Origin of the sequence: Brenneria sp. L4-2C (genome assembly GCF_040240335.1) — a bacterium.
Lineage (GTDB): Bacteria > Pseudomonadota > Gammaproteobacteria > Enterobacterales > Enterobacteriaceae > Brenneria.
The window spans coordinates 30062-53443 of record NZ_JBEIAC010000001.1 but is presented as its reverse complement, the minus strand read 5'-3'; the positions used below and the strand labels follow the sequence as shown (position 1 = coordinate 53443).

The following is a 23382-nucleotide window of genomic DNA, read 5'->3' as shown; positions in this document are numbered from 1 at the left end:
GTCAGGCTCCCAGACAGAGGCGCTGCGCCGCCTTCACAATGCCCGATGCGTCCAGTCCGTGGTGCGCGCGCATCGCGGCGCGATCCGCCGCAATCGCATACTGACCATCAGGGATCCCGAGGCGCAACAGCGGGATGCCTTTGCCCGCTTCGGCCAGCACTTCAGCCACCAGACTGCCCGCGCCGCCATTGACGTTATGTTCTTCCACCGTAATGACTCGTGGCGTTTCACTCAAAATTTCAAGTAATTGACGAGTATTGCACGGCCGGATTGACGAAAGGTTGACCACCGTAGCAGAGAGACCTTTTTCCGCTAATAGTTCAGCGGCGGTAACAACCTCGTGTACCGTGGAGCCCAGCCCGACCAGTGCGATATCCGTTCCTTTGCGCAACACGTCAATCTGTCCGGGAACAAAACGGTAGCGTTCATCGTGCAATGCGGGCAGCGCCTTGCCGTCCAGACGGATATACACCGGCCCCTGATGCTCAAGGGCATAGTCGATGATCTGCCGGCCTTCCTCAGGACTGGCGGGCGCATAGATCTCAATGTTGCCGAATCCCCGCAACACCGAGATGTCATCGATACTGTGGTGGGTGCTGGCCAGCGGCCCATAGCTGCAACCGGCGTTCAGTCCGAACAGCTTGACGTTGCTTTTGTTGTAGCAGACGTCGATCTTGACCTGTTCATTGGCCCGCGAAATTAAAAACGGCGCCGCGTTGCAGGTCACCGCCACTTTCCCGCCGATGGACAGCCCCACCGCCGTGCCGACCATGGTTTGCTCCGCGATGCCGACGTTGACCAGGCGTTCCGGGAAGCGCTGGATAAAGGGTGATATTTTCGCCGTTGACGTAGAATCGGCGACCACCGGAACCAGATCGATCCCCCGTTCAACGGCTTTAATAAATTGCTCGACCATGACACTGGCCAGATGTTCTGCGTTACTCATCTTTTAATTCCTCCAACGCCAGCGTGATTTCTTCGCCTTTCGGTACACGGTGGTGCCATTCGGCACGCCCCTGAATGAAGGAGACGCCCGCGCCTTTTTCCGTATTGGCGATCACCACGTTAGGTTTGCCGTTCGGCTTCAGCCCTTCCAGCGTCTCCACGACGGATTGCATGTCATTGCCGGCGCACTCCGTCACCTGTAGACCGAAAGCGCGCCATTTATCCGCCAACGGGTCGGTATTCATGATGGAACAGGTGGGACCGGCCAGTTGCAGCTTGTTCTTGTCGTTGATGATGATCAGGTTATCCAATTGGTAGTGCGCCGCGACCAGCGCCGCTTCCCAGTTGCTGCCTTCCGCCAGTTCGCCGTCGCCCGTCAGAACAAACACCCGGCGCGGGCTGTTATCGCGTTTTGCCGCCAGCGCGATACCGACCGCCACCGGCAGGCCATGACCCAGCGCGCCGGTGTTCAGCTCAATGCCCGGCGTTTTGTATTTCACCGGATGCCCCGGCAAATGGGAGTCGGGATGCTGATAAGTCGCCAGCCAGGATTCCGGGAAGAAGCCGGCCTCCGCCAGGCAGCAGTAATAACCGCCCACGGCATGTCCTTTCGACTGGATATAGATATCCCGTTGCGGATCCTGAAGCCGATCCGGCGCGCAATTCAGGAGGCGGAAGTACAGCGCCGTCAGAATTTCAACCTGTGATAAATCGGCGCCCGTATGCCCGCCCGCCGGGCTATTGGCGTTCAGATGAATAATACGGCGACGAATGGCACGCGCTTTCTGCGTCAACGCCTCCACCGACAATGTGTACGGATTCATACCTCTACCTCTCTTGAATTTTTACTCATAAATGAATATTTATTCCATTGAAGACAAAAAAAACAGCGTTCTTCCACGTCGCAATGTGACGGCCCACTGTTCCAGCGCATGCATAAGCCGCGCTAAAAACGGCCTGATTCACCTTGTCTATTTCCGGCTTCGCTGCCTTGCCGCCTATTTCCCTGTGGCGCTACGCCCCTTCCGCGGCAACCTTTTGTGAAACAATCGCCGCTTTGTGCTGCATGCGGTTTTGCATCTGGTCAATGATGACGGCGACAATAATCACAATGCCTTTGATCACCATTTGCCAGAACTCGCTCACGCCCATCATCACCAGTCCGTCGGCCAGAATGCCGATCACAAAGGCTCCTATCAGCGTACCCAGAATGGTGCCGCGCCCGCCGGCCAGCGATGTGCCGCCAAGCACCACCGCGGCGATCGCATTCATTTCAAACGCGGTGCCTGTCGCCGGATGGCTGGCGACCAGTTGCGAAGACACCACAATCCCGGCAATCGCGGCGCAGAAACCGGAAATGGTATAGACCCAGACTTTCACCTGCCTGACCTTGACGCCGGAAAGCTCGGCGGCGCGTTCGTTATCGCCGATGGCGTAAACATGGCGGCCGAACGGCAGACGACGGGCGACATAGGCGATAACCAGCGCCAGCGCGAACATCAGCCAGATAGCGAACGGGATCCCCAGCAGCGTGCCGGAACCGATCAGTTCGAAACCGGTGTTGCCTAACTGCGGATTACCGGACAAGCCGGGAAACGTTTCGCCGCCGGAGATCAGCATGGCCGCGCCGCGCACGATGTACATAGTTCCCAACGTACAGATGAACGGAGCCACGTTGTAACGCGTGATAATCCAGCCGTTTATCGCTCCGATAAACGCCCCTATCAGCAGCACGACGGGAACGATGACCCAGACGCTGGGAAAAATAGCGACGCCGAACATCGGCAGCACGATCCCCTGCGTGATCATATAACCGGCGATCATGCCGCACAGCCCCAGCGTGGCGCCGATGGACAGATCGATACCGGCGGTAATGATGACGAACGTGATCCCCAAGGCCAGAAAGGCGTTAATGGCGATGTGCTTCACCATGATGATCAAGCTGCCGGTCGCCAGAAAACCGGGAACGGTGGAGGCAAAAAAGCCCAGAATCAGGAATAACGCGATAAAGGTGCGCAACCGGAGGATCAGCAACAGCATGTTCTCTCGCGATCGCACCCATTTCCCCGGAACCAGCGCGCCCGGCGCGGAAAGATTAGAGGTTTTCATAGTCAGAATCCCTGTGAACTTGCTGAAACCAATGCCGACTCAGTGGCGCACTGACGCTCGATATTTGCCGTCAATTTGCCGTTCGACATCACCAGAATGCGATCCGATACCGCCATAATTTCTTTCAGATCCGACGTGGAGAACAGTACGCCGATGCCCTGTTCGGACAGCTTCACCATCATTTCAAACACATCGGCTTTCGCGCCCACATCAATCCCGCGGGTCGGCTCATCCAGCAGCAAGATTTTCGGGCTGGTGAGCAGGGAGCGGCCGATCACCACTTTTTGTTGATTGCCGCCGCTCAGCGCCTGGATCTCGACATCGGGAGAAGAGACTTTGATCGCCAGCCGGCCAATCGTGCTCGCCACCACCTCGGCCTCCTGCTGGCGGAATATCGCCATACCGTATTTCAGCCTGCGCCACAGACTGGCGATAGTCAGGTTCGAGGCGACGGACGATAGCGGGAAAATACCGGTTTTCTTGCGATCTTCCGGCACCAGACTCATTCCCATGCGAATACGCTGGGCGGTGGATAAGCGGGTATTGACCGGTTTGCTATCGAGGTAGATCTTGCCCAGATAGTCGTTTTGCGTGCCCAGCAAACATTCGAACAGTTCGGTCCGCCCCGCGCCCATCAGGCCGTAAATGCCGACGATCTCACCCTCGCGCACCGCTAAAGAGACGTCATTGACCACCTTGTTGCCCGCATCGTTGACGCAGGTAATATGCTCGGCCTCCAGCACCGGCGCGCCAAAGGTTCTGCCCGGATGCAGAAAGCTGGATACCGGGTCGCCGCCCAGCATTTCCCTGATAATCCACGAGACATCGATATCGCTGACCGGCGCTTCCGCCTGAAAGCGGCCGTCGCGCAAAATCGTGATGTAATCGCCGATCGCCATCAGCTCTTCCAGCCGGTGGGAGATATAAATAATGGACACGTTTTGCCGGGTCAGCTCGCGGATCACGCGAAACAGGATCTCGACCTCGGTCTTGCTCAGCGCGGAAGTCGGCTCATCCAGAATCAAAATATCCGCCTGTTCCGCCAACGCTTTGGCAATCTCCACCAGTTGCTGCTGACCCACCTTCAAACTGGCCACTTCCGTATCCGGCGGGATGTTCTGATCGAGGCGCGCCATGAGTTCGGCCGCGATACGTTCCTGTTCCTTCAAATCAATCGGGCCAAGGCCTTTTTGAATTTCACGTCCCAGGAAAATATTTTCCGCCACGCTCAGATTTTCAGACAGATTGAGTTCCTGATGCACCATGCCGATGCCTTTGGCGGCGGCGTCGCGGGTATCGCTGATACGAACTTCCCGGCCATGCAGCAGAATTTTGCCGGCGGTCGGCTGCTGGACGCCCGCCAGTATTTTCATCAGCGTGGATTTTCCCGCGCCGTTCTCGCCGATGATGACGTTGACCTTGCCGCGATAGACGTTGTAGTCCACGTTATCCAGCGCTTTGGTGCCGGGGAATAACATGGTCACGCCGCGGGTCGCCATCACAATTTCCGGTTTTTCCGTCATTTACTGCGCCCCCTTATGCAATTCAAGCGGAACCGCATCGACCGTCCCCTGTTTGGTCAGCGTTAACGCCGCCAGGACGCGAATGTTTTCCCCTTGCCAGCTTTCATCAATGGCCGGCAGATTCTGAAGCGCTTTCTTGTTCATCGATCGCGCCAGTTGCGCAAACTGCACCTGGTTTTTGAAATCATCGAAACGAATAAACCCGGCCGCATCGCGTATGGCGTTGCCTTTCACAATCGGCCCGATCTGCAACGCCACCGTCTCGCCGTCAACGTTGATGTCTAATCGCCCTTCCCGACTTTCACGATCCAGCCGAACAACCTGCCCGGTGAACTGGACATACACCGGCTTACTGCCGTTGTCCGCCAGCGCGGCCTGCGCCTTTTTCAATTCCTCCCAGCTCAACGCCTGCTGTTGGGCCAGCGGCAGCAGCTTCGGCTGCCAAAGTTCATTGGCGATATTATCCGGCGTCATATTGTTGTAGCTCGGCGCCGCCGCCGGATCGGTCGGAATAATCGGCTTGCCGTTTTCATCCAGATCAACCACCGTGCAGGCTGACAACAGCCCCACGGATAACAGAATCCATAACCCGATCCCTATGGCGCGGCATCGTTCATAAAGCAGCATAGCGACTCCTTGATCGGGGGCTCCCGCCCCCGCGCTTCAATCATGGTTGCAACGCGAACGCCTTGAGCTTGCCGGCATTGGCTTCATCAATCAGCACGCAGTCCATCAGTTGCTTTTCGTCATACTGGGCTTTGCCGTTTTTCAGGTAATAATCCGCCTGCGTGACCGCCATCTGCGCCTGCTCCCAGCCCGGTTGCAGAACCGTCGCCTTGATATTGCCTTTGTTGATAATGGAATCGCGTACATAATCGCTGCCGTCGAAACCCACCACGATCACATCGTGCCTGCCGGCCGCCTTCAGGGCGGCTTCCGCGCCCAGCGCCATGGTGTCGTTGCCGGAAATTACGCCGGTGATATCCGGGTTGGCCTGTAGGATGGCCTCCATACGGGTAAAGGCTTCGGTCTGGCTCCAGTTGGCGGTTTGCCGGGCCACCATCTTCATCTCGTCGTATTCGTCGATAACGTCGTGATACCCCTGCGACCGCACATGCGCATTGGTATCCGACTCACGGCCGATCAGTTCGACGTATTTGCCTTTTTTCCCCATCAGCGCCACGAACCTTTCCGCACCGAGTTGCGCGCCCTGATAGTTATTGGACACAATCTGCGCTACCGCTACGCCGGTTTCATTGATTTCGCGATCGATCAAAAAAGCCGGTATTCCCGCGGCCTTCGCCTTCTTCAGCGGCCCGATCGTGGCATCGGCGCCCGCGTTATCGAGGATGATGGCCTTTGCCTTACGAGCAATCGCCGTTTCAATCAGTTGGTTCTGTTTATTGACGTCATCGTCATGAGATGCCACCAGCGTGGCGTACCCCAGTTCGGTCGCTTTGGCTTTGGCCCCATCCGCCTCCGCTTTAAAAAACGGATTGTCGTGCGAGGGGGTAATAATGGCGATCAACCCGTTATCAGCCGCGAATGCGCCGGCGGAAAGGGAAAGCATGATGGCGGTAAGGCAGGATTTCAGTAGGTAAGGTTTCATTATTATTCTCCTGAATATATATTCATTATTGAATTAACATTCAAAAGCAGTTTTGCAAGCAAACGGCTAATTGTCCAATCACAAAAATCGGAATAGCGAAGCAGCTCACAAATTGTTTACATTTATGTTTCAGCGAAATGCATGCCGGAAGGAATACAGGTTGCGGGCAAAAATAGGAAAACGGATGACAACGTGCGTCGAGCGGTGAGAATAGATAGGTTTGTCAACAGCCTGACGGATGACATAACGTCATCCGCAGGAAAAAATAAGGCAAGCGAGTATTAAGTCAGTTGCGGGCCGCGTCGTCTTCCGCGGCCTGCTGTTGAATCTCTTCGCGTTGCAATGTCAGCGGACCGCACCAGCGCTGCGCCAGCCAGCAGGCGACCACCACCAGCAGCCAGCTTATCAAGGTCGCCACAACCAGATCGCGCGGCCAGTGCATGCCCAGCACCAGACGGCTGCCCATCACCGATGTCGCCCACAGCATTAATACCGCGACGGTTTTGTAATGCCGGCGCGACCACAACAGCCCTACCCCCAGTAACGCCCAGGTGGCGGCGAACATGGTATGCCCGGACGGAAACGCGAATCCGGTTTCCGCCTGCCAGTGACTGCGCAGCCAGCCGGGGATCTGCGCCTCATCGTGCAACTGCTTTTTGACCAGTTCGGCGCGTTCTTTACGCGGCAAAGAATAAAAGTAGCTATCGTCAATCTGGTGATTCTTATCCAGCCAGACGACGAACGGACGGGGTTCCTGCACCAGGCCTTTAATCGCCGATTTCGTTCCCTGACCAATCATGACCGTAATGATCATGATGACCAGCACCCCAAGCGCCGGTTTGACCCGGAAACGCAGGCACCAGAGAAACCAGAGGCCCAATATCGCGCTGGTTAAAATACCCCATGGCGATGTCACGGTTTCGGTTGTCCAGAACAACATGCGCAGCCATAGCCCCTGCGATCCCGGTTGCCATTGCCAGCCGCTGGCCCAAATAATCAATGGCATGATCAGTAAAATTACCGCGCCGATAGCGGTTCGTTTGACGATGTCGTACATCTTTTCTTCCTATAATTCAGCGTGCTGACTGCAACAATATTGTCACAATGCTAGCAAAAAAAACGACATAAGGAGTCAGTATGGCGTAAAATAGTTCTCGTTTGAGTCAATGAGCGGCCGATCGTATCAAGACGTCAGAAGCCGTGAGACGCGCTCGGCAAGTGCAATAACCTGATTTTATTATGCCGCGGATCCGCCCGTTCACCGCGATGTCCGCCTGCTTAAGTTACCCGACCGGGTTTTGGCGTCGCGGCAGGCAGGTTTGCCGCGCTTACCGCTCGCCCTGGCAACCTGTCGGCCGCCCGGTGAAATCGTTGGGATGCGGCAATGTTTTTTGCTGGTCAAGGCCCGTTTACGGCAGTAGGATGCGCGTCAGCATTTTTGTTTTTTTGGAGAATAACATGCAGCTAAAACGGGTGGCGGAAGCCAAATTACCCACCCTCTGGGGCGATTTTCTGATGGTGGGATTTGAAGAATTAGCCACAGGACATGATCATCTCGCATTGGTTTATGGTGATATTTCCGGCCCGACGCCAGTTCTGGCGCGTGTTCACTCTGAATGTTTGACCGGCGACGCCTTATTTAGCCTGCGTTGCGACTGTGGGTTTCAGTTGGAAGCCGCGCTACGGCATATCGCCGAAGAAGGACGCGGCGTGCTGCTGTATCACCGGCAGGAAGGCCGAAACATCGGTTTGCTGAATAAAATTCGCGCTTATGCGTTGCAGGATCTGGGCGCCGACACGGTCGAAGCCAACCATCAGTTGGGCTTCGCCGCGGACGAACGCGACTTCACGCTCTGTGCGGACATGTTCAAACTGCTGGGCGTGAATGAAGTCCGGCTGCTGACCAATAATCCGCAAAAAGTAAAAATCCTGAATGAAGCGGGCATCAATATCGTTGAGCGGGTGCCGCTGATCGTCGGCCGCAACCCGCAGAATGAACGCTATCTGGAAACCAAAGAAGCCAAGCTGGGACATCTGCTGAATATGAAGTAACGCCCCATCATGGTGAATGCCAGGCGCCCCCTGGCATTCATCCCCTCTTAATGCTTAATGATATACATATCCTTGCTGTATATATCCGCCTTCTGGTCGGGCTTGAACCCGCCGACATAAGGTTTCACCAGCTGCGCGCGCACATAATAGTAGATGGGTATCAGCGGAGCCTGCTGTTGAAGAATGTTTTCCGCCTGATGATAGTCGCTGTTACGCGCCGCCGCCGAATCCGCGTTGACCGCGCGATCCAGCAAGGCGTCGTATTCGGCATGGGTGAATTTACCCTGGTTATTGCTGTTGCCGCTGCGCAGCATATCAAAATAGGTGGAAGGCTCGTTATAATCCGCCGCCCAGGACGATCTCACCAGCTCAAAATCGCCGGTCCGCATGGTGTCCAGCATGGTCTTCCATTCCTGATTTTTCAGCCGCGCCTCCACGCCCAGCGCCTGCTTCCACATGGAGCCGGCGGCGATGGCAACCCGCTGATGCGACTCGGACGTGTTGTACAACAGGTCGAACTTTAACGGCCGCTGTGCGCTGAACCCCGCCTCGGCCAGCAGCTTTTTCGCCTCGGCGTTTCTCTGCTGCTGGCTCCAGGCCGCCCATTCGGGCTGTTGGCTGGTATAACCCGCCATACCCGGCGGCAAAATGCTATAGGCGGGTACTTGTCCCATGCCCAGCACCTTTTCGGCAATCACCGTTTTGTCCAGCGCCAGATCCAGCGCCCGTCTGACGCGCGGATCGTTGAACGGCGGTTTTTGCGTGTTGAATTTATAGTAGTAGGTGGACAACTGCGGGTTCACCTTAACCTGTTCGGGCAACTCCGTTTTGAGCGCTTTGAACAGATGCGGCGGCAGCGTAAAAGTCACCTCCACCTCGCCGGCCTTGTAGCGATTCACTTCCGCCGTGTTTGACACGATGGGCAGATAGGTCACCTTGTTGAGTAGAGTATGGGCATTATCCCAATAATAAGGGTTGCGTTTAGCGACAATGCGCTCGTTGACCACCCACTCGTCGAGGGTAAAAGGACCGCTGCCGACGAAATGGCCGGGCTGGGTCCATTTATCGCCGTACTTTGCAATCGCCGCTTGCGGCAGAGTGACGACGGCGAAATGGTCGACCATCGCCAGAAAATAGGACAACGGCCGATCCAGCTCGATTTGTACCGTGCGTTTATCCAGCGCCCTGATGCCCAGCTCGCTGGCGGGCTTCTTCCCTGCCGCGATATCCGCCGCGTTGCGCACGTGCATATTGGGGATATAGGACTGATAGGGAGAAAGGGTTTGCGGATCGACCAGACGCCGCCAGCTAAAGACGACATCGTCGGCGGTGAGCGGCGTGCCGTCGGACCACTTCAGATCCGCACGCAAATGAAACGTCCAGATCTGATGGTTCTGCTGTTCCCACTTTTCGGCCAGGCCGCCGGAAATGCTGCCGTCATCATGCACCGCAATCAGTTTTTCAAAAAAATCATGAATAATATTGGCTTCGACATCGCTTTCCACTTTATGCGCATCAAGCGAGGCGGGTTCGGAACCGTTGCCGCGCACCAGTTCCTGTTTTTCCGCCAGTTGCACTCCCGCAGGGACTTGCGCCGCATACAGGGCGACCGGCGTTATTGAACAAAGCGGAAACAGCAACGCGGACAAGACTTTTTTACTGCCGACGTTCACCATGAAATTCATACCCTCTCCTTATGCATCGCAGCGTTTAATTTCTGGTGAGTAATACCGCGCAAAGACCCTGCGTGGCAAGGCGATCTCGGGTTAATCGCAATATAAAACCCGGCGCGGACATCCGGCGCCGGGTTTTCATCGGTAAACCGTTATTAAGTATTTCCGCCGAGAGTAAAGCGATAGCGGAGATAAACCCGCAGGTCGTCGAAATTCTCGCCTTTCTCCGCATCGATAAACGCGTAGCGCAGACGCACGCTGAATCCGTCCAGCGCGCCGGAAAAATCGTACTGCACGCTGAAATCGGTCTCGCTGACGTCTTTTGCCTGCTGGGTGGAGTACTGAAGCCGGTCGGTATCGTAATAGGCATGGAACAGATAAGCGTTAAGTCCTTTAACGCCTATCTGCGCGAAATCATAAGCGACTCTCAGCGCATAGGCCGTTTCATTGGCCCGTCCGGCGGCATTAATCTGCTGTATGATGACTTTTTCATCGCCCCACGGCACATAGAGTTCATCGTCGCCGGTTTTAGCGTAGAACGCCGTGACATGGAAACCCTGAGCCTTGAAGCCGGTATTGAAACCATATTGGTAGGTGTCGAATTCCCTGCCGCCCAGTTCCTTGCCGATCGACTTCTGAAACAACACCGACGGCGCGAAAAACAGTTGGTAATCGCCGACGTCCTTCGTGACCTGCGCTTTGAAAAAGCCGGTGTCGAAGACATCGTCCATGTGATAAAGCCAGCTTTGGAGACGAACATCGGCGAAATCAACGGGGAGTCGGTATTTCACCCCGCCGGCGACCAGATCCCGGTTAACCTCTTTGCCATTCACCGAGATCAGCGAGGTGAATCGATCGTCCCACCAGCCTTCGAACGCCGTAATATAGTAGACGGACAACGCCAGATTCTCGATGCCGTTATTCACCACGGAGAGTCCCCGATAGGTCTTAGGCAGCAGCCTGATATCATGACCGCTCATAAACGGGGTATTTATCTCCTGCGCGCCGAATTTTATGCGGGTATCGAACCAGTCGCCCTGAAGATAATATTCCTGAAGACGCGAGAAACTCTGATGCTTATTGGTGCCGACGCCCTGAACCAGACCGTAGACCTGATGACGGTCGTTGCTGCCGATATCGTTGGCGCTGGCGAAAGCGGCGCCGGCGCTTAATCCATTAACCGCAGCGGTGTTGTAGTAAAATAAAGCGCCGGCGGCCAGATCGGCTCTTTTTTCGCTTTTATCAAAATCCCTTTCGAAATAATAGCCTCGCAATTCGCCTTTCAGCGTTCCCTGTTCAAAGGCCTGTTGCAGATTGTCCGCGGCAAATGCGGCAGGATTTGATATTAATAATATCGATGATAGCAATAGCGCAAAATTTTTCATTTTGCTTCCCTCTAAAAAAGAGAAAATACCCGCCGTATACCCGCCATACTTCAAGCTGCAACTCGAATTATTTAGGGTATATATAAATACGGCGAGAGAATCGCGGATATTTATTTTATATACTTAACCGCATTTTCCGCGGCGATCCGACCCGCGTTCAGCGCGAAGGCGAAGCTGGCACCGCCCATTTCCAGGTCGTAGCTGTCGCCGTACATACCGCCCGCATCAAGCCCGCCCGCGTATAGTCCGGCAATGGTTTTTCCCTGCGCGGTCACGACCTCCGTTTTCTCGTTGATTCTTATGCCGCCGAACGTCCCCAGCGCCCGCGGCCGCAGTTTCGTCACATAGAACGGGCCTTTTTCCACCGGACGCAAAAAGTCGGCGTTTTTAAAGAACTGTTCGTCCTTATGGATGGCCGCCGCATGGTTGTTATCGGCAATGGTTGCTTTCAGCACCGCGGGGTCCGCGCCGATTTTTTGCGCCACCTCATCCAGGGTGTCGCATTTGAAAACGTTGCCGTTGTTTTTGGCCAGTTCTTTATTGAACTCCTCGTCAAGTTTATCCAGCTTAGTGCCATAGGTGACCCATTCGCCTAAAGCCATCTGGATCCCCTCATTAAGAAACAACTGTCGTGTCTGCTCGTCATAGATGGAGTAAGCCACGCCGCCGATGCGCTCCAGCGCGTTGCCGGAGAACGGCCACTCGGCGATATTGTGCTCATCGGTATACCTTCTGCCGTTGGGATCGACATAAAGATAGGGCTGAACCGCGGCTGCAATAAGGTGCGAGGTGGTGGAAAAATCAGGCAGGCCGGGCCGATAAGAGATCATGATCTCCGCCCCCTCTTCGCCCGCGCCGGCCTCCCAGGCCATCTGAATGCCGTCGCCGTCCTTACCCACCTGACCGACCATGATCACGTCGGGGAATCGGGAGTATTTCTTCAGCATTTCCTTGTTGTTGCCGTATCCGCCGGTGCCGATGATCACCGCCTTGGCGTTGACGATGACTTTTTCGCCCGCTTTATTGACCCCTTCAACGCCGACAATACGGTCATCCTTTATAATCAGCTTTTTACCCGGCGTCTGTAGCAGAATCGTGCCGCCCAGATCGCGAAATTTCTTGCTCAACGCGGCCATTACCGCACTACCGTGGTGGTAACGTTTGCCGTCAATCTCAAGCTCGCCCACCACGTGCCAGGTCAGCGGGCCGCCGAAACCGCCCACGCCGATAAACTCATAATTGACGCCGAACTGTTGCAGCCATGCCAGAGTTTCGGCGGATTTGAGCACAATCGCGCTGACCAGCGGCGCGTTGGCCCGCCAGTGGCTATAATTCATGATCGCCTGGAAAGCGAATTTCCTTGATACATCAATGCCCTGTCTTTTCTGCATCGCGCTTTCGGCGGCGAAAATACCTTCGGCGAAATTAGCCGAACCGCCGGTAATGGCCTGTTTTTCCAGTATAATGACCTCTGCGCCGAGCATTTTTGCCTGTACGCCCGCGGCAAGGCCGGTTCCTCCTGCGCCGACGACGACAATATCGGTGTCGTACACCTTGTCCGCATAAGCCGGGAGCGAGAGCAACGCGCCAATCAGCGCGGCAAGCCATGTCCTGATAGACAATAAATGTTTCATGAGACGACCTCTCTTGATAGATATGATGTAGCTTCCTGTTACCGGCGCTTGACGCCTGTTCAGCCTTTATTTTTCAGCCGCTGCGGCGTTGGTTTATTTCATTAACCCTGCAAACGTCATGGAAATATATCCGGCGCCATATCGTGATATGTCGAAGTCTATAGCCGTAGTTATTGATGGTTTGTGGTGTAAAAAGAATGAGATTTATATCTGGCTGGCATCAAAAGGAAATGGACGATTGAGAGCGGAGACATCCCTGTTAAGTGGTGTACAGGCGCGCTATCGTCCTAAGACTATCCTGCCGACATCCGACAGCCAGTGCGCCGAGAGGCTTCAGGCCCCGCATCAGCGTGAGAACAGACTCGCCGCGCTATCACGCAAGATAACCAACTCTCGTCGGGGATCACCTTAGCGCAGCGCAAAAAGGGGAACTGTGAACAGGGTCATTAACCCCGTGAAATACCCGACACGAAATGATCGGAATTTGATCCAACGCGGATGTTCCCGCATTGTCTGCCCGCCTGCGCCGCGCTAGCGGGCCTAACCGCCAGCGCAGTCTGAACACGCATTCACAGCATATTGCGGATCACATAATGCAGAATGCCGTCATTCTGGTAATAGGTCAGTTCATTGCGGGTATCGATGCGGCAGCGGGTGTTAATCACCTGACTTTGCCCTGCATTATTCGTCATAACGACCGCCACCGTCGCGCCAGGGGTTAACTGCGTCAATCCGCTAATCGATATTTGTTCCTCTCCGGTCAGCATCAGCGTCTTACGGGTTACGCCTGGCGGAAACTCCAGCGGCAGGATGCCCATGCCGATAAGATTGGAACGGTGAATACGCTCAAAGGATTCGGCGATAACCACGCGCACGCCCAGCAAGCGCGGCCCTTTCGCCGCCCAGTCGCGGCTGGAGCCCGAACCGTATTCTTTCCCCGCCACCAATGCCAGCGGCACGTTTTCATCCTGATAGCGCATGGCGGCGTCATAGATCGTCATTTCATTTTGCGACGGCATATGCCGGGTATAGCCGCCTTCCTTGCCCGGCACCATCTCATTGCGAATACGAATATTGGCAAAGGTGCCGCGCATCATCACTTCGTGATTGCCGCGCCGGGAGCCGTACGAGTTGAACTCTTTGGTTTCCACGCCGCGATCCAGCAGGTAACGCCCCGCCGGACTATCGCGTTTGATATTTCCCGCGGGCGAGATATGGTCGGTGGTGACCGAATCGCCCAGCATCGCCAGAATGCGCGCGTGATGAATATCCCGCACCGGTTCCGGCTCTTTTTTCATATCGAGAAAAAACGGCGTATGGCGGATATAGGTCGACTCCTGCGGCCATTGATAGGTGGGGTTGTCATCGACCTCAATGTCTTTCCACTCCTGCGTTCCTTCGAATACGCCGGCGTATTGTTTATGAAACATATCGGCGCTGACGTTCAGGACGGCCTCGGCCACCTCTTTTGCCGAAGGCCAGATATCCCGCAGGAAAACCGGATGCCCCAGCCGATCCTCGCCCAGGGGCTCACGGGTAAGATCGATATTCATATTCCCCGCCAGCGCATAGGCCACCACCAGCGGCGGCGAGGCCAGCCAGTTGGTTTTTACCAGAGGATGAATGCGCCCTTCAAAATTGCGATTGCCCGATAGCACCGCGCCGACCGTCAAATCACCGGCCTTAATCGCCGCTTCGATCGGTTCAGGCAACGGCCCTGAATTACCGATACAGGTGGTGCAGCCGTAGCCCACCAGATCAAAACCCAGCTCGTCAAGATACGGCGTGAGCCCGGCTTTGGCGTAATAATCGGTGACCACCCGCGATCCCGGCGCCAGCGAGGTTTTCACCCAGGGTTTGCTCTTCAACCCGCGTTTTACCGCATTTTTCGCCAGTAATCCGGCGGTCATCAGCACGCTGGGATTAGAGGTATTGGTGCAGGAAGTGATGGCCGCGATAACCACCGCGCCCTGATACAAACGATGCGTCTCGCCCTCCAGCGTAAACGCTTCATACTCCGAACGGTTTTTCACCGCATTGATATCCAGTTCCCGGCTGGCCTCGAACGCCTGCGGCACGCCGGCCAACGGCACCCGATCCTGCGGGCGCTTAGGGCCGGCCAGACTGGTTTCGACGCTATCCAGATCCAGCGCCAACTGGCTGGTGAAAACCGGTTCATCGCCGGTATTGCGCCACAGCCCCTGCCGCTTGCTGTAGGACTCCACCAGCGCAATCTGCTCATCGCTGCGGTTGGTCAGGCGCATATAATCCAGCGTGATTTGATCGATGGGGAAAAAACCGCAGGTCGCGCCGTATTCCGGCGCCATATTGGCGATAGTGGCCCGATCGGCCAGAGGTAAGTGATCCAGACCGTCGCCGTAGAACTCGACGAATTTGCCGACCACGCCGTGCTTGCGCAGCATCTGAGTCACCGTCAGCACCAAATCGGTCGCGGTGATCCCCTCGCGCATTTTACCGGTCAGTTTCACGCCCACCACATCCGGGATCAGCATGGAGATGGGCTGGCCCAGCATCGCGGCTTCGGCTTCGATCCCACCGACGCCCCAACCCAGCACGCCGAGACCATTAATCATCGTGGTATGCGAATCCGTGCCGACCAGCGTATCAGGATAGGCCATCAGCTTATCCTGCCGCTGTTCAAACCACACCGCTTTCGCCAAGTACTCAAGGTTAACCTGATGGCATATGCCGGTTCCCGGCGGCACTACCCGGAAGTGACTAAACGCGGATTGGCCCCAGCGCAGGAACTGATAGCGTTCGTAGTTGCGCGCCATTTCCAACTGGGTGTTGTCCGACAGCGCCTGGTCGTCGCCAAAGCGGTCGACCGTCACCGAGTGGTCGATAACCAGGTCGACCGGCGACAGCGGATTCACTTTATTCACATCGCCGCCCAGGCGATCCACCGCCGCGCGCATCGCGGCAAGATCGACGACGGCGGGTACGCCGGTGAAATCCTGCATCAGTACGCGCGCCGGACGATAGGCGATCTCGCGCTCGATGTGTCCGGTTTTCAACCAGTCGGCCACGGCCTGCAAATCGTCTTGCCGGACGGTCTCGTCATCCAGATAACGCAGCAGGTTTTCCAACAATACTTTTAATGACTTGGGTAAGTTATCAATCTCGCCTAGCTGACGGGCCGCCAGGGACAAACTGTAATAGTGATAGGTTTGTTGCCCTACTTTCAGCGTATCCAGACACGTATCGCGAAGAAAATGAGATGGCATGCTTCCTCCCAAAGTGAGCTGATTAATCATTATTTTTGTCGATCCGCTGTTCAATACCCGGTCTGAACATGCGGTCTTGTTTAAAGATAACACAAACAAAAAATAACGTTTTTGTAACAACAGAGATAAACGTAATGATAGCTATAGGCTATTGATCAGGGCCTGGAAGAGGAGTTTTAGCTGGTGATAAATTAAGTAAAGTTAGCGGCCGTTTTGGCCGATAATAAAAAGGCTAACCGTTAGCTGTTTGCGGCAACGAATGTTTAGCTGAACGCCTCACAACCTGATATTGCGATATGTAGTCAACGCCAACGAACCGTTTATTTTATAAACTACAGCCCATTCTTGGGTGGATAAAATAATAATATCAAGGGGTTATGTATGAAGCTGTTTTACAAGCCTGAAAGCAGTTCTCTCTTTGCTCATATTGTCTTACTGGAGTCCAAGTTGGACTTCAAACTTGAAAAGGTGGACCTCAAATCCAAGAAGACCGAGCGCGGTACGGATTACCTGTCAATCAACCCCAAAGGGCTTGTACCGGCTCTACAGCTTGACGATGGGAGCGTGCTGACGGAAGGCGTCGCCATTGCTTTGTATGTGGCCGATAAGGTTCCGCACTGTAATCTTATCGCGCCGGTGGGCAGCATGGCCCGCTATCACACTATCGAATGGCTGAATTACATCTCGGCCGAGCTGCATAAAAGTTTTTCCCCGATCTTCCGACGCAGCACGCCTGAAACCTATAAAGAACTGATTATTGAGTACTTGCAGGTAAAATTCCGCTATATCAATCTCGTGCTGAGCGAACAGAAGTATCTGACGGCCAATCGTTTCAGTATTGCCGACGCCTATTTGTTCACCGTGATGCGCTGGGCGCAGTCATTGAAGCTGGACATGTTCCGCTATCCCGCCCTGTCCGCTTATCTTGAGCATATCGCGGAACGGCCTTCGGTAGTGACGGCGCTGAAGGTGGAGAGACTGAAAGGCTAAACATAAAGAGCGCGGTAACGCCGCGCTCTCTTTTGTTCTCATCGCTGAGCGCTTATAAGCGCACCGCCTGGAAATGATGGCGCGGATGCGCAATACCGTCCTGAGCCGCCACCAATTGCAGCTCGTATTCATTCATTTCTTTCGTCATCAGCATCACGTCGTAAACCGCTGCGGTGGTATGCTCCAGCGCTTTATCCAACGCGACCCCTTTCAGTAAATTCACCAGCAATAACCCGCTGGTCAGATCGCCAACGCCGACGGGCTGACGATCAAACTCAATCAGGGGACGGCTAATGTGCCAGGCATCCGTCGGCGTCACCAGCAGCATTTCAAAACTGTCATCACGATAAGCCGCGCGGCTCAGGTGTTTAACCAGTACGATTTTCGGTCCTTGCGCGCACAAGGCTCTCGCCGTTTCCACGGCTTCCTGTACATTATGTACCGCATGGCCGCTGAGCTGCTCTAATTCGGGTAAATTCGGCGCAATCACATCCGCCGCCAGCAAGGACTGACGGCAATGAAAGTCCGAAACCCCCGGCGCGACGATACAGCCTTTCTCCGGCGATCCCATAACCGGATCGCAGAAATACAGCGCCTGCGGGTTCGCCGCTTTAACCTGACGAACGATGCCCAAAATATGTTCGCCCTGTTCAGGCGAGCCGATATAACCGCTCAGCACCGCATCGCAGCTGTTCAATTTACCGATATCCGCAATCCCCTGCACAATCTCGGTCAAATGCGCGGCCGGCATGACGCATCCCGTCCAGTGACCGTACTGCGTATGGTTGGAAAACTGAACCGTATTCAGCGGCCAAACGTTTGCGCCCATCCGCCGCATGGGAAACTCCGCCGCGCTATTCCCCGCGTGTCCAAAAACAACATGTGACTGAATGGATAGTATATTTTTCATTAGATATGACTCAAATCCTTGCCGGCGCAGTTGCGCGTCAATAACCGCTAAACGAAACAGGGCGCTGGCGCGCCCTGCATATCTGAACTTAGGCTTTCCAGCAAATCAGGCAGTAGTGCTTTTTACCCCGACGCAGCAGGGTGTAACGCCCGAACAGGCGATCGCCGTCGCTAAAGGTATATTCCGCGTTGGCCTGTTTTTCACCGTTGACCGTCACCGCGTTGGAGGAAATCATGGTGCGGGCCTGGCCCCGTGACGGCACCAGCTCCGCGCTGACCAGCGCCTGCTGCAAGTCCGCGTTTCGCTCCAGCTCCACCATCGGCACGCCATCCTGCGCCAATTGGGCGAAATCATCCTCGGTCATAGCCTGCAATGAACCGGAGAACAGGCTCTGCGTAATGCGGCGAGCCGCGGCCAATCCCGCTTCGCCGTGAACCATACGGGTCACTTCCTCAGCCAGCACATATTGGGCGCGCGGCGCCTTGCCGCTGTTTTTATCCTCGTCTTCCAGCGCGTCAATCTCGTCCAGACTCAGGAACGTGAAGAATTTCAGGAAGCGGTAAACGTCGGCATCCGCGGTATTAATCCAGAACTGATAGAACTTGTAAGGACTGGTTTTACTGGCATCCAGCCAGATTGCCCCGCCTTCGGTTTTACCGAATTTAGTGCCGTCGGACTTGGTGATCAGCGGCACGGTCATACCGTAAACCTGCTTCTGGTTCATTCTGCGGGTTAAATCAATACCCGAGGTAATGTTGCCCCACTGATCGGAACCGCCGATTTGCAGTTCGACATTATGCTGTTTGTTCAGGCAGGTGAAATCATAGCCCTGCAACAGGTTGTATGAAAATTCGGTGAAGGAGATGCCGACATCGTCACGGTTCAGACGCTGCTTAACCGCTTCCTTATTAATCATCTGGTTAACAGAGAAGTGCTTGCCGATGTCACGCAGGAAAGTCAGCACATTCATTTCACCGAACCAATCATAGTTGTTGGCGGCGACGGCGCTGTTTTCACCACAGTTAAAATCGAGGAAGGGCGAAACCTGACGACGGATCTTCTCAACCCATTCCTTGACGGTGTCGGTGGTGTTCAGTTTACGTTCCGTCGCCTTGAAGCTGGGATCGCCAATCAGACCGGTGGCACCCCCGACCAACGCCACAGGCTTATGCCCCTCAAGCTGGAAACGTTTCAGGCAAAGCAGCGGAACCAGATGCCCCAAATGCAAGCTGTCAGCGGTGGGATCGAAACCGCAATACAAAGCAATTGGCCCTTGCGCCAGTCGCTCCGCTAACGCTTCCTCATCCGTCACCTGGGCGATCAAGCCCCGCTCTTGCAATTGTTTAACCAGGTTACTACTCGCCATCGATAACTCCATTTGTATGCAAAATATCGTGTTATATGCAAGGCAAGCTAACTTGCAGTTGCACTTAAAATTGTTTTGTACCCGTCATCTTGGCGATTGCAGCATGGTTGTCCGCAACGCAGATGGCGCGAAATGACATAGGATAAAGCGCTCACCGCGGGAGCGCCAGAGTTTAACGAGGATAATTCAAGATTAGGGCGCTAAACGATCAACTTGCCAGCCGTCGCCCTGTCGTTGGTAGAAAAACCGGTCATGCAGGCGGTGTTCCCCGCCCTGCCAGAATTCCATGGAGTCGATGGCGACGCGAAAACCGCCCCAGAAACTCGGCAGCGGCACCTCGCCGCTTTGGAATTTCTGTTTTAGCTCGAGAAATTTGCTTTCCAGAATGCCCCGGGTCGAAATACGACTCGACTGTTTGGAAACCCAGGCGCCGATCTGGCTGTCTTTCGGCCGGCTATGAAAATACTTCAGCACATCCAACGCGGGCAGCTTTTCGGCTCGCCCCGACACCATCACCTGCCGATCCAGCATATGCCAGGGAAACAGCAGGCTGATTTTCGGATTATGCATCAGATGCCGCGCCTTACGACTGCCCATATTGGTGTAAAACACCATGCCTTTTTCATCATAATGTTTTAACAGCACAATACGCTGATACGGCTGGCCCTGTTCATCCACGGTCGCGACCGACATGGCCGTCGGATCCGCCAGTTTCGCTTCGCAAGCCTGTTTAAGCCAGCGCTCAAACAAATCCAGCGGATTATCCGTCAGGTCGCTGCGGCGCAGTCCTCCACGGGTGTACTCGCGGCGCAGATCGGCGATATCGGTTTCCTGCAAGGGAGGGGTCATATTTGAAGGGGTGCTTTCCTGTGTCATAGTGTCATGATGTCCTGCGGTGGCGATAACGAGTCCGAAAAGAAAGAGAATGATATTATTCTGCTCCCCTCCCTGGAAAATCTCAATCAGCAACGACATGAGCAACTTATTGTCAGACCAGCGTCAATGGGTTAAAAATCGCAGAGAAAACATCCGGCTGCCTCCCCATTCCACGGCGATCTCGCTAAAATTAAGCGTTAACTCAGCGCCGTATGCACCAGATACGGTTGCCTCCACAGGCAATGGCGTTATTGGAACAGCTTAAAATACTTAATGGACACTCTCCATTCTCTATTTCTCGTCCGGATTAAAGTAAGCGTCAAGCCAGTGCCGCCTTTCCGAATCCGAAATATCTGACAGGATAGTGTCCACCAAATTTAGTGGACGCTATTCATGCAATCATCACCCGTAGCCAAACGACGCAAACGCCCAAACTTCTCCCTTGAGTTCAAACTCAAACTGGTTGAACTCTCTTACCTGCCAGAGTGCTCGGTCGCTCAAGTCGCCCGCGAGCACGAGATTAACGACAATCTGCTGTTCAGATGGCGTCAGCATTGGCGCGAAGGGACGCTTGTTTACCAAGCGGCTGGAAGAAGGCCGGTTCGTCTGGCCCGCCGTCCGCAACGGCAAAGTCGCCATCACCCGCTCACAGTTGGCGATGCTGCTCGACAAGCTGGACTGGCGTCAGCCGAAAATACCCCGATTTAACTCACTGACAATGCTGTAAAAACCACATGGCCGCATGATAAAATGGGGCCATGATTCAGGACTATCTCGCCCGTATCGCAGAACTGGAAGCCAAACTCGGTCTCGTCGAAGAGACTGAGGCGTTCCTGCGTTCGGCGCTGGCTCGCGCAGAAGAAAAAACCGAGCAGGAGAACGACCGCCACAGTGGCCGGGAAGACGACCCGGCAGTTCCCCGCCAGTTGCGCCAGTCCCGTCACCGTCGCCCGCTGCCTGAAAACCTGCCACGTGAAATACGCCGGCTGGAGCCCACCGCCCCCTGCTGCCCGGAGTGCGGCGGCAACATGAACGCTCTGGGCGAGGTCAGCGCCGAGCAGTTGGAGCTGATCGCCAGCTCGCTGAAAGTCATCCGCACCATCCGGGTGAAAAAGACGTGCGTGAAGTGCGACTGTATCGTGGAGGCGCCCGCGCCGTCACGCCCGATCGACCGAGGCATTGCCGGGCCGGGACTGCTGGCCCGCGTGCTGACGTCCAAATACGGCGAGCATACGCCGCTGTATCGGCAGACCGAGATCATCGCCCGTCAGGGCGTGGAGCTGAGCCGGGCGTTGCTGTCCAACTGGGTGGATGCCTGCTGCCGGCTGATGGCGCCACTGGACGAGGCGTTGTATCGCTACGTGATGGACACTCGCAAACTGCATACCGACGATACGCCAGTACCGGTGCAGGCTCCGGGCACAAAGAAGACGAAACCGGGCGGATCTGGTCGTATGTGCGCGATAACCGCAACGCCGGTTCATCAGAGCCGCCGGCGGTGTGGTTCGCCTACTCCCCCGACAGACAGGGCAAACACCCGCAAGAACATCTGAGGGGCTTCCACGGCGTGCTGTACGCCATCGAGGCGGAGATACGCGGCAGGCCGGAAGCGGAACGTCTGGCGGTGAGGCAGGCGCGGAGCAGGCCACTACTCAACGCGCTGCATGAGTGGATAGAGGGAAAAGCGGGCAGGTTGTCGAAAAAGTCCCGGCTGGGCGAGGCGTTCGCCTATGTGCTGAACCAGTGGGATGCGCTGTGCTACTACTGCGGTGACGGACTGGCTGAACCGGACAACAACGCGGCGGAGCGGGCTGTGCGGGCGGTATGTCTGGGGAAGAAAAACTACCTGTTCTTCGGCAGTGACCACTGCGGCGAGCGGGGTGCGCTGCTGTACGGACTGCTCGGGACGTGCCGGCTCAACGGAATCGATCCAGAAGCTTACCTGCGCCACATCCTCAGCGTGCTGCCGGAATGGCCCGCCAACAAAGTGGCGGAACTGCTGCCGTGGAGCGTGGTTCTACCTGCCTGAACAGCGTCAACACGGCGCTCGGTTAACGCTTACGGGGATACAATCCCTAACATGCTAATTATTATAATAAAAACTATGGTTTAGCCCTGATGATGGTTGTATCATCTTTTTTTTGTGAACAATTAAAAGGAATTTTACAATGGCTAATTATGTATATATGAAATTGAGGGTAAATCACAGGGGCTGATTTTTGAAGGTCATTCAACGATGAAATCCATTGAAAATGGATTTCAGGCAGGCCATACAAACGATATTATGATTTTAGCATTCAATCATATGATTAGCGGTTAAAGACTGTGGAATTGACAGTAGTGATGGCCACTCTACGCATGAGGTCAATTAAGCATTTAACTGCGGTGAAACATATATGCGTGAAATAAATCTCGATGTTTTCGATAAATTGCGCTCCTGGATAATCGAAGGGCGCTTCCAAGAAGGCCAATATATAAATCTGGGAGAGTTGTGCTGCTCATTAAAAGTGAGCCAGGTACCCGTGCGTGAGGTATTGATACGCCTCTCAGAAAGAGGCTTACTCACTTGGGAGAGAAAGCGTGGCTTCAAAATATCATCATGTGACCTGTACGAGTGCGCTTCTATATTGCAGATGAAACGTACGATTTTTACAAACGCTATTAATCGTTTGAGCCCGCTATATCTTTCACCACACCATCTAAAGAACATTCGCGATCGCATCAATTCCACCTCATCCGTAGATCTAGGTTGGGCTGAATTATCCGATATATTCCTTGAGTACAACCGGATGATCATGTCTGAATTTGAGTTCCATGTCTTTCAAATCTCGTATGACAGGATTCATGAATACCATCGGCGGATGTTCGACCGACACCCGGATAAGATTTCCCTTCGCTTGGCCCTCCTCCAAAAGACCATCGAATACACCTATAGTTTCCGTAAGCATGAAGCCTTGACGTCCGGTCAGCAATTCATTGATGACGATGTTCAAAGCATTTGCCAGACAATATAAATGAGTGCGTTCTGCTTAACTGGCAGCAATGGAATACGAAAAGAGAGAGGT

The 23382-nt window shown here is 54.8% G+C and carries 17 protein-coding genes and 3 pseudogenes; 6 read left to right on the top strand and 14 right to left on the bottom strand.

Features of this window, described 5'->3' with window-relative positions; all coding sequences use genetic code 11:
* Window position 1: 1 nt before the first annotated feature.
* The 7 genes from ABRZ26_RS00280 to pgpB all read right to left on the bottom strand — a co-directional run bounded on the left by ABRZ26_RS00280 (window position 2) and on the right by pgpB (window position 7243).
* Entirely contained in the window at window positions 2-946 is a 945-nt protein-coding gene (locus ABRZ26_RS00280) for a transketolase family protein (protein ID WP_319602264.1), read from the bottom strand.
* A complete protein-coding gene (locus ABRZ26_RS00275) occupies window positions 939-1769 on the bottom strand; it encodes a transketolase (RefSeq protein WP_319602263.1) in 831 nt (276 codons plus the stop codon). The genes ABRZ26_RS00280 and ABRZ26_RS00275 overlap by 8 nt, the downstream gene beginning before the upstream one ends.
* A gap of 190 nt (window positions 1770-1959) precedes the next feature.
* A complete protein-coding gene (locus ABRZ26_RS00270) occupies window positions 1960-3054 on the bottom strand; it encodes an ABC transporter permease (protein WP_319602262.1) in 1095 nt (364 codons plus the stop codon).
* Window positions 3055-3056: 2 nt separating this feature from the next.
* On the bottom strand, window positions 3057-4577 hold the full coding sequence (locus ABRZ26_RS00265; protein WP_319602261.1) for a sugar ABC transporter ATP-binding protein: 1521 nt from the start codon (window positions 4575-4577) through the stop codon (window positions 3057-3059).
* The gene (locus tag ABRZ26_RS00260; protein WP_319602260.1) at window positions 4578-5204 is read right to left on the bottom strand and encodes a DUF2291 family protein; all 627 of its coding nucleotides are present in this window, start codon (window positions 5202-5204) and stop codon (window positions 4578-4580) included.
* Between the two features lie 40 nt (window positions 5205-5244).
* Window positions 5245-6186, bottom strand: coding sequence for a D-ribose ABC transporter substrate-binding protein (locus tag ABRZ26_RS00255; protein WP_319602259.1), 942 nt, complete (start codon window positions 6184-6186; stop codon window positions 5245-5247).
* Between the two features lie 286 nt (window positions 6187-6472).
* A complete protein-coding gene (gene pgpB, locus ABRZ26_RS00250) occupies window positions 6473-7243 on the bottom strand; it encodes a phosphatidylglycerophosphatase B (protein WP_319602258.1) in 771 nt (256 codons plus the stop codon).
* A 401-nt stretch (window positions 7244-7644) separates the two neighbouring features.
* Here pgpB and ribA point away from each other — a divergent pair, with 401 nt between their 5' ends.
* Entirely contained in the window at window positions 7645-8238 is a 594-nt protein-coding gene (ribA, locus tag ABRZ26_RS00245; protein WP_319602257.1) for a GTP cyclohydrolase II, read from the top strand.
* 47 nt (window positions 8239-8285) lie between these two features.
* On the opposite strand, the gene ABRZ26_RS00240 is transcribed toward ribA, so the two are convergent.
* From ABRZ26_RS00240 to acnA, 4 genes are all read right to left on the bottom strand, one after another.
* Window positions 8286-9923 carry an ABC transporter substrate-binding protein gene (locus ABRZ26_RS00240; RefSeq protein WP_319602256.1) on the bottom strand — a complete coding sequence of 546 codons (1638 nt, stop codon included), beginning with the start codon at window positions 9921-9923 and terminating at the stop codon, window positions 8286-8288.
* Between the two features lie 143 nt (window positions 9924-10066).
* Window positions 10067-11296 (bottom strand): OprD family outer membrane porin, encoded by a 1230-nt coding sequence (locus tag ABRZ26_RS00235; protein WP_319602255.1) that lies wholly within the window; start codon window positions 11294-11296, stop codon window positions 10067-10069.
* A 110-nt stretch (window positions 11297-11406) separates the two neighbouring features.
* Complete coding sequence (locus tag ABRZ26_RS00230; protein WP_319602254.1) at window positions 11407-12930, bottom strand: FAD-dependent oxidoreductase; 1524 nt, start codon at window positions 12928-12930, stop codon at window positions 11407-11409.
* 569 nt (window positions 12931-13499) lie between these two features.
* Entirely contained in the window at window positions 13500-16175 is a 2676-nt protein-coding gene (acnA, locus tag ABRZ26_RS00225; RefSeq protein WP_319602253.1) for an aconitate hydratase AcnA, read from the bottom strand.
* Between the two features lie 381 nt (window positions 16176-16556).
* Here acnA and gstA point away from each other — a divergent pair, with 381 nt between their 5' ends.
* Window positions 16557-17165 carry a glutathione transferase GstA gene (gene gstA / locus ABRZ26_RS00220; RefSeq protein ID WP_319602252.1) on the top strand — a complete coding sequence of 203 codons (609 nt, stop codon included), beginning with the start codon at window positions 16557-16559 and terminating at the stop codon, window positions 17163-17165.
* Window positions 17166-17217: 52 nt separating this feature from the next.
* Here gstA and pdxY read toward each other — a convergent pair whose 3' ends face one another.
* From pdxY to pdxH, 3 genes are all read right to left on the bottom strand, one after another.
* The gene (pdxY, locus tag ABRZ26_RS00215; protein ID WP_319602251.1) at window positions 17218-18075 is read right to left on the bottom strand and encodes a pyridoxal kinase PdxY; all 858 of its coding nucleotides are present in this window, start codon (window positions 18073-18075) and stop codon (window positions 17218-17220) included.
* A gap of 88 nt (window positions 18076-18163) precedes the next feature.
* Window positions 18164-19441: a tyrosine--tRNA ligase gene (gene tyrS, locus ABRZ26_RS00210; RefSeq protein ID WP_319602250.1), complete on the bottom strand. Its 1278-nt coding sequence runs from the start codon at window positions 19439-19441 to the stop codon at window positions 18164-18166.
* 192 nt (window positions 19442-19633) lie between these two features.
* Complete coding sequence (pdxH, locus tag ABRZ26_RS00205) at window positions 19634-20290, bottom strand: pyridoxamine 5'-phosphate oxidase (protein ID WP_319602912.1); 657 nt, start codon at window positions 20288-20290, stop codon at window positions 19634-19636.
* 420 nt (window positions 20291-20710) lie between these two features.
* On the opposite strand from pdxH, the pseudogene ABRZ26_RS00200 reads away from it, so the two are divergent.
* The 4 genes and pseudogenes from ABRZ26_RS00200 to ABRZ26_RS00185 all read left to right on the top strand — a co-directional run.
* A pseudogene (locus ABRZ26_RS00200) lies at window positions 20711-20884 on the top strand (transposase); the annotation flags it as partial.
* A 4-nt stretch (window positions 20885-20888) separates the two neighbouring features.
* A pseudogene (gene tnpB / locus ABRZ26_RS00195) lies at window positions 20889-21044 on the top strand (IS66 family insertion sequence element accessory protein TnpB); the annotation flags it as partial.
* 31 nt (window positions 21045-21075) lie between these two features.
* Window positions 21076-22346: pseudogene (gene tnpC / locus ABRZ26_RS00190) on the top strand (IS66 family transposase).
* A 367-nt stretch (window positions 22347-22713) separates the two neighbouring features.
* Window positions 22714-23331, top strand: a complete 618-nt coding sequence (locus ABRZ26_RS00185; protein WP_319602249.1) for a GntR family transcriptional regulator — start codon at window positions 22714-22716, stop codon at window positions 23329-23331.
* Window positions 23332-23382: the final 51 nt, after the last annotated feature.

Coding starts and splice junctions, on each gene's coding strand:
- ABRZ26_RS00280 (WP_319602264.1), bottom strand. CDS start 946: ATGAGTAACGCAGAACATCTGGCCAGTGTCATGGTCGAGCAATTTATT.
- ABRZ26_RS00275 (WP_319602263.1), bottom strand. CDS start 1,769: ATGAATCCGTACACATTGTCGGTGGAGGCGTTGACGCAGAAAGCGCGT.
- ABRZ26_RS00270 (WP_319602262.1), bottom strand. CDS start 3,054: ATGAAAACCTCTAATCTTTCCGCGCCGGGCGCGCTGGTTCCGGGGAAA.
- ABRZ26_RS00265 (WP_319602261.1), bottom strand. CDS start 4,577: ATGACGGAAAAACCGGAAATTGTGATGGCGACCCGCGGCGTGACCATG.
- ABRZ26_RS00260 (WP_319602260.1), bottom strand. CDS start 5,204: ATGCTGCTTTATGAACGATGCCGCGCCATAGGGATCGGGTTATGGATT.
- ABRZ26_RS00255 (WP_319602259.1), bottom strand. CDS start 6,186: ATGAAACCTTACCTACTGAAATCCTGCCTTACCGCCATCATGCTTTCC.
- pgpB (WP_319602258.1), bottom strand. CDS start 7,243: ATGTACGACATCGTCAAACGAACCGCTATCGGCGCGGTAATTTTACTG.
- ribA (WP_319602257.1), top strand. CDS start 7,645: ATGCAGCTAAAACGGGTGGCGGAAGCCAAATTACCCACCCTCTGGGGC.
- ABRZ26_RS00240 (WP_319602256.1), bottom strand. CDS start 9,923: ATGAATTTCATGGTGAACGTCGGCAGTAAAAAAGTCTTGTCCGCGTTG.
- ABRZ26_RS00235 (WP_319602255.1), bottom strand. CDS start 11,296: ATGAAAAATTTTGCGCTATTGCTATCATCGATATTATTAATATCAAAT.
- ABRZ26_RS00230 (WP_319602254.1), bottom strand. CDS start 12,930: ATGAAACATTTATTGTCTATCAGGACATGGCTTGCCGCGCTGATTGGC.
- acnA (WP_319602253.1), bottom strand. CDS start 16,175: ATGCCATCTCATTTTCTTCGCGATACGTGTCTGGATACGCTGAAAGTA.
- gstA (WP_319602252.1), top strand. CDS start 16,557: ATGAAGCTGTTTTACAAGCCTGAAAGCAGTTCTCTCTTTGCTCATATT.
- pdxY (WP_319602251.1), bottom strand. CDS start 18,075: ATGAAAAATATACTATCCATTCAGTCACATGTTGTTTTTGGACACGCG.
- tyrS (WP_319602250.1), bottom strand. CDS start 19,441: ATGGCGAGTAGTAACCTGGTTAAACAATTGCAAGAGCGGGGCTTGATC.
- pdxH (WP_319602912.1), bottom strand. CDS start 20,290: ATGACCCCTCCCTTGCAGGAAACCGATATCGCCGATCTGCGCCGCGAG.
- ABRZ26_RS00185 (WP_319602249.1), top strand. CDS start 22,714: ATGCGTGAAATAAATCTCGATGTTTTCGATAAATTGCGCTCCTGGATA.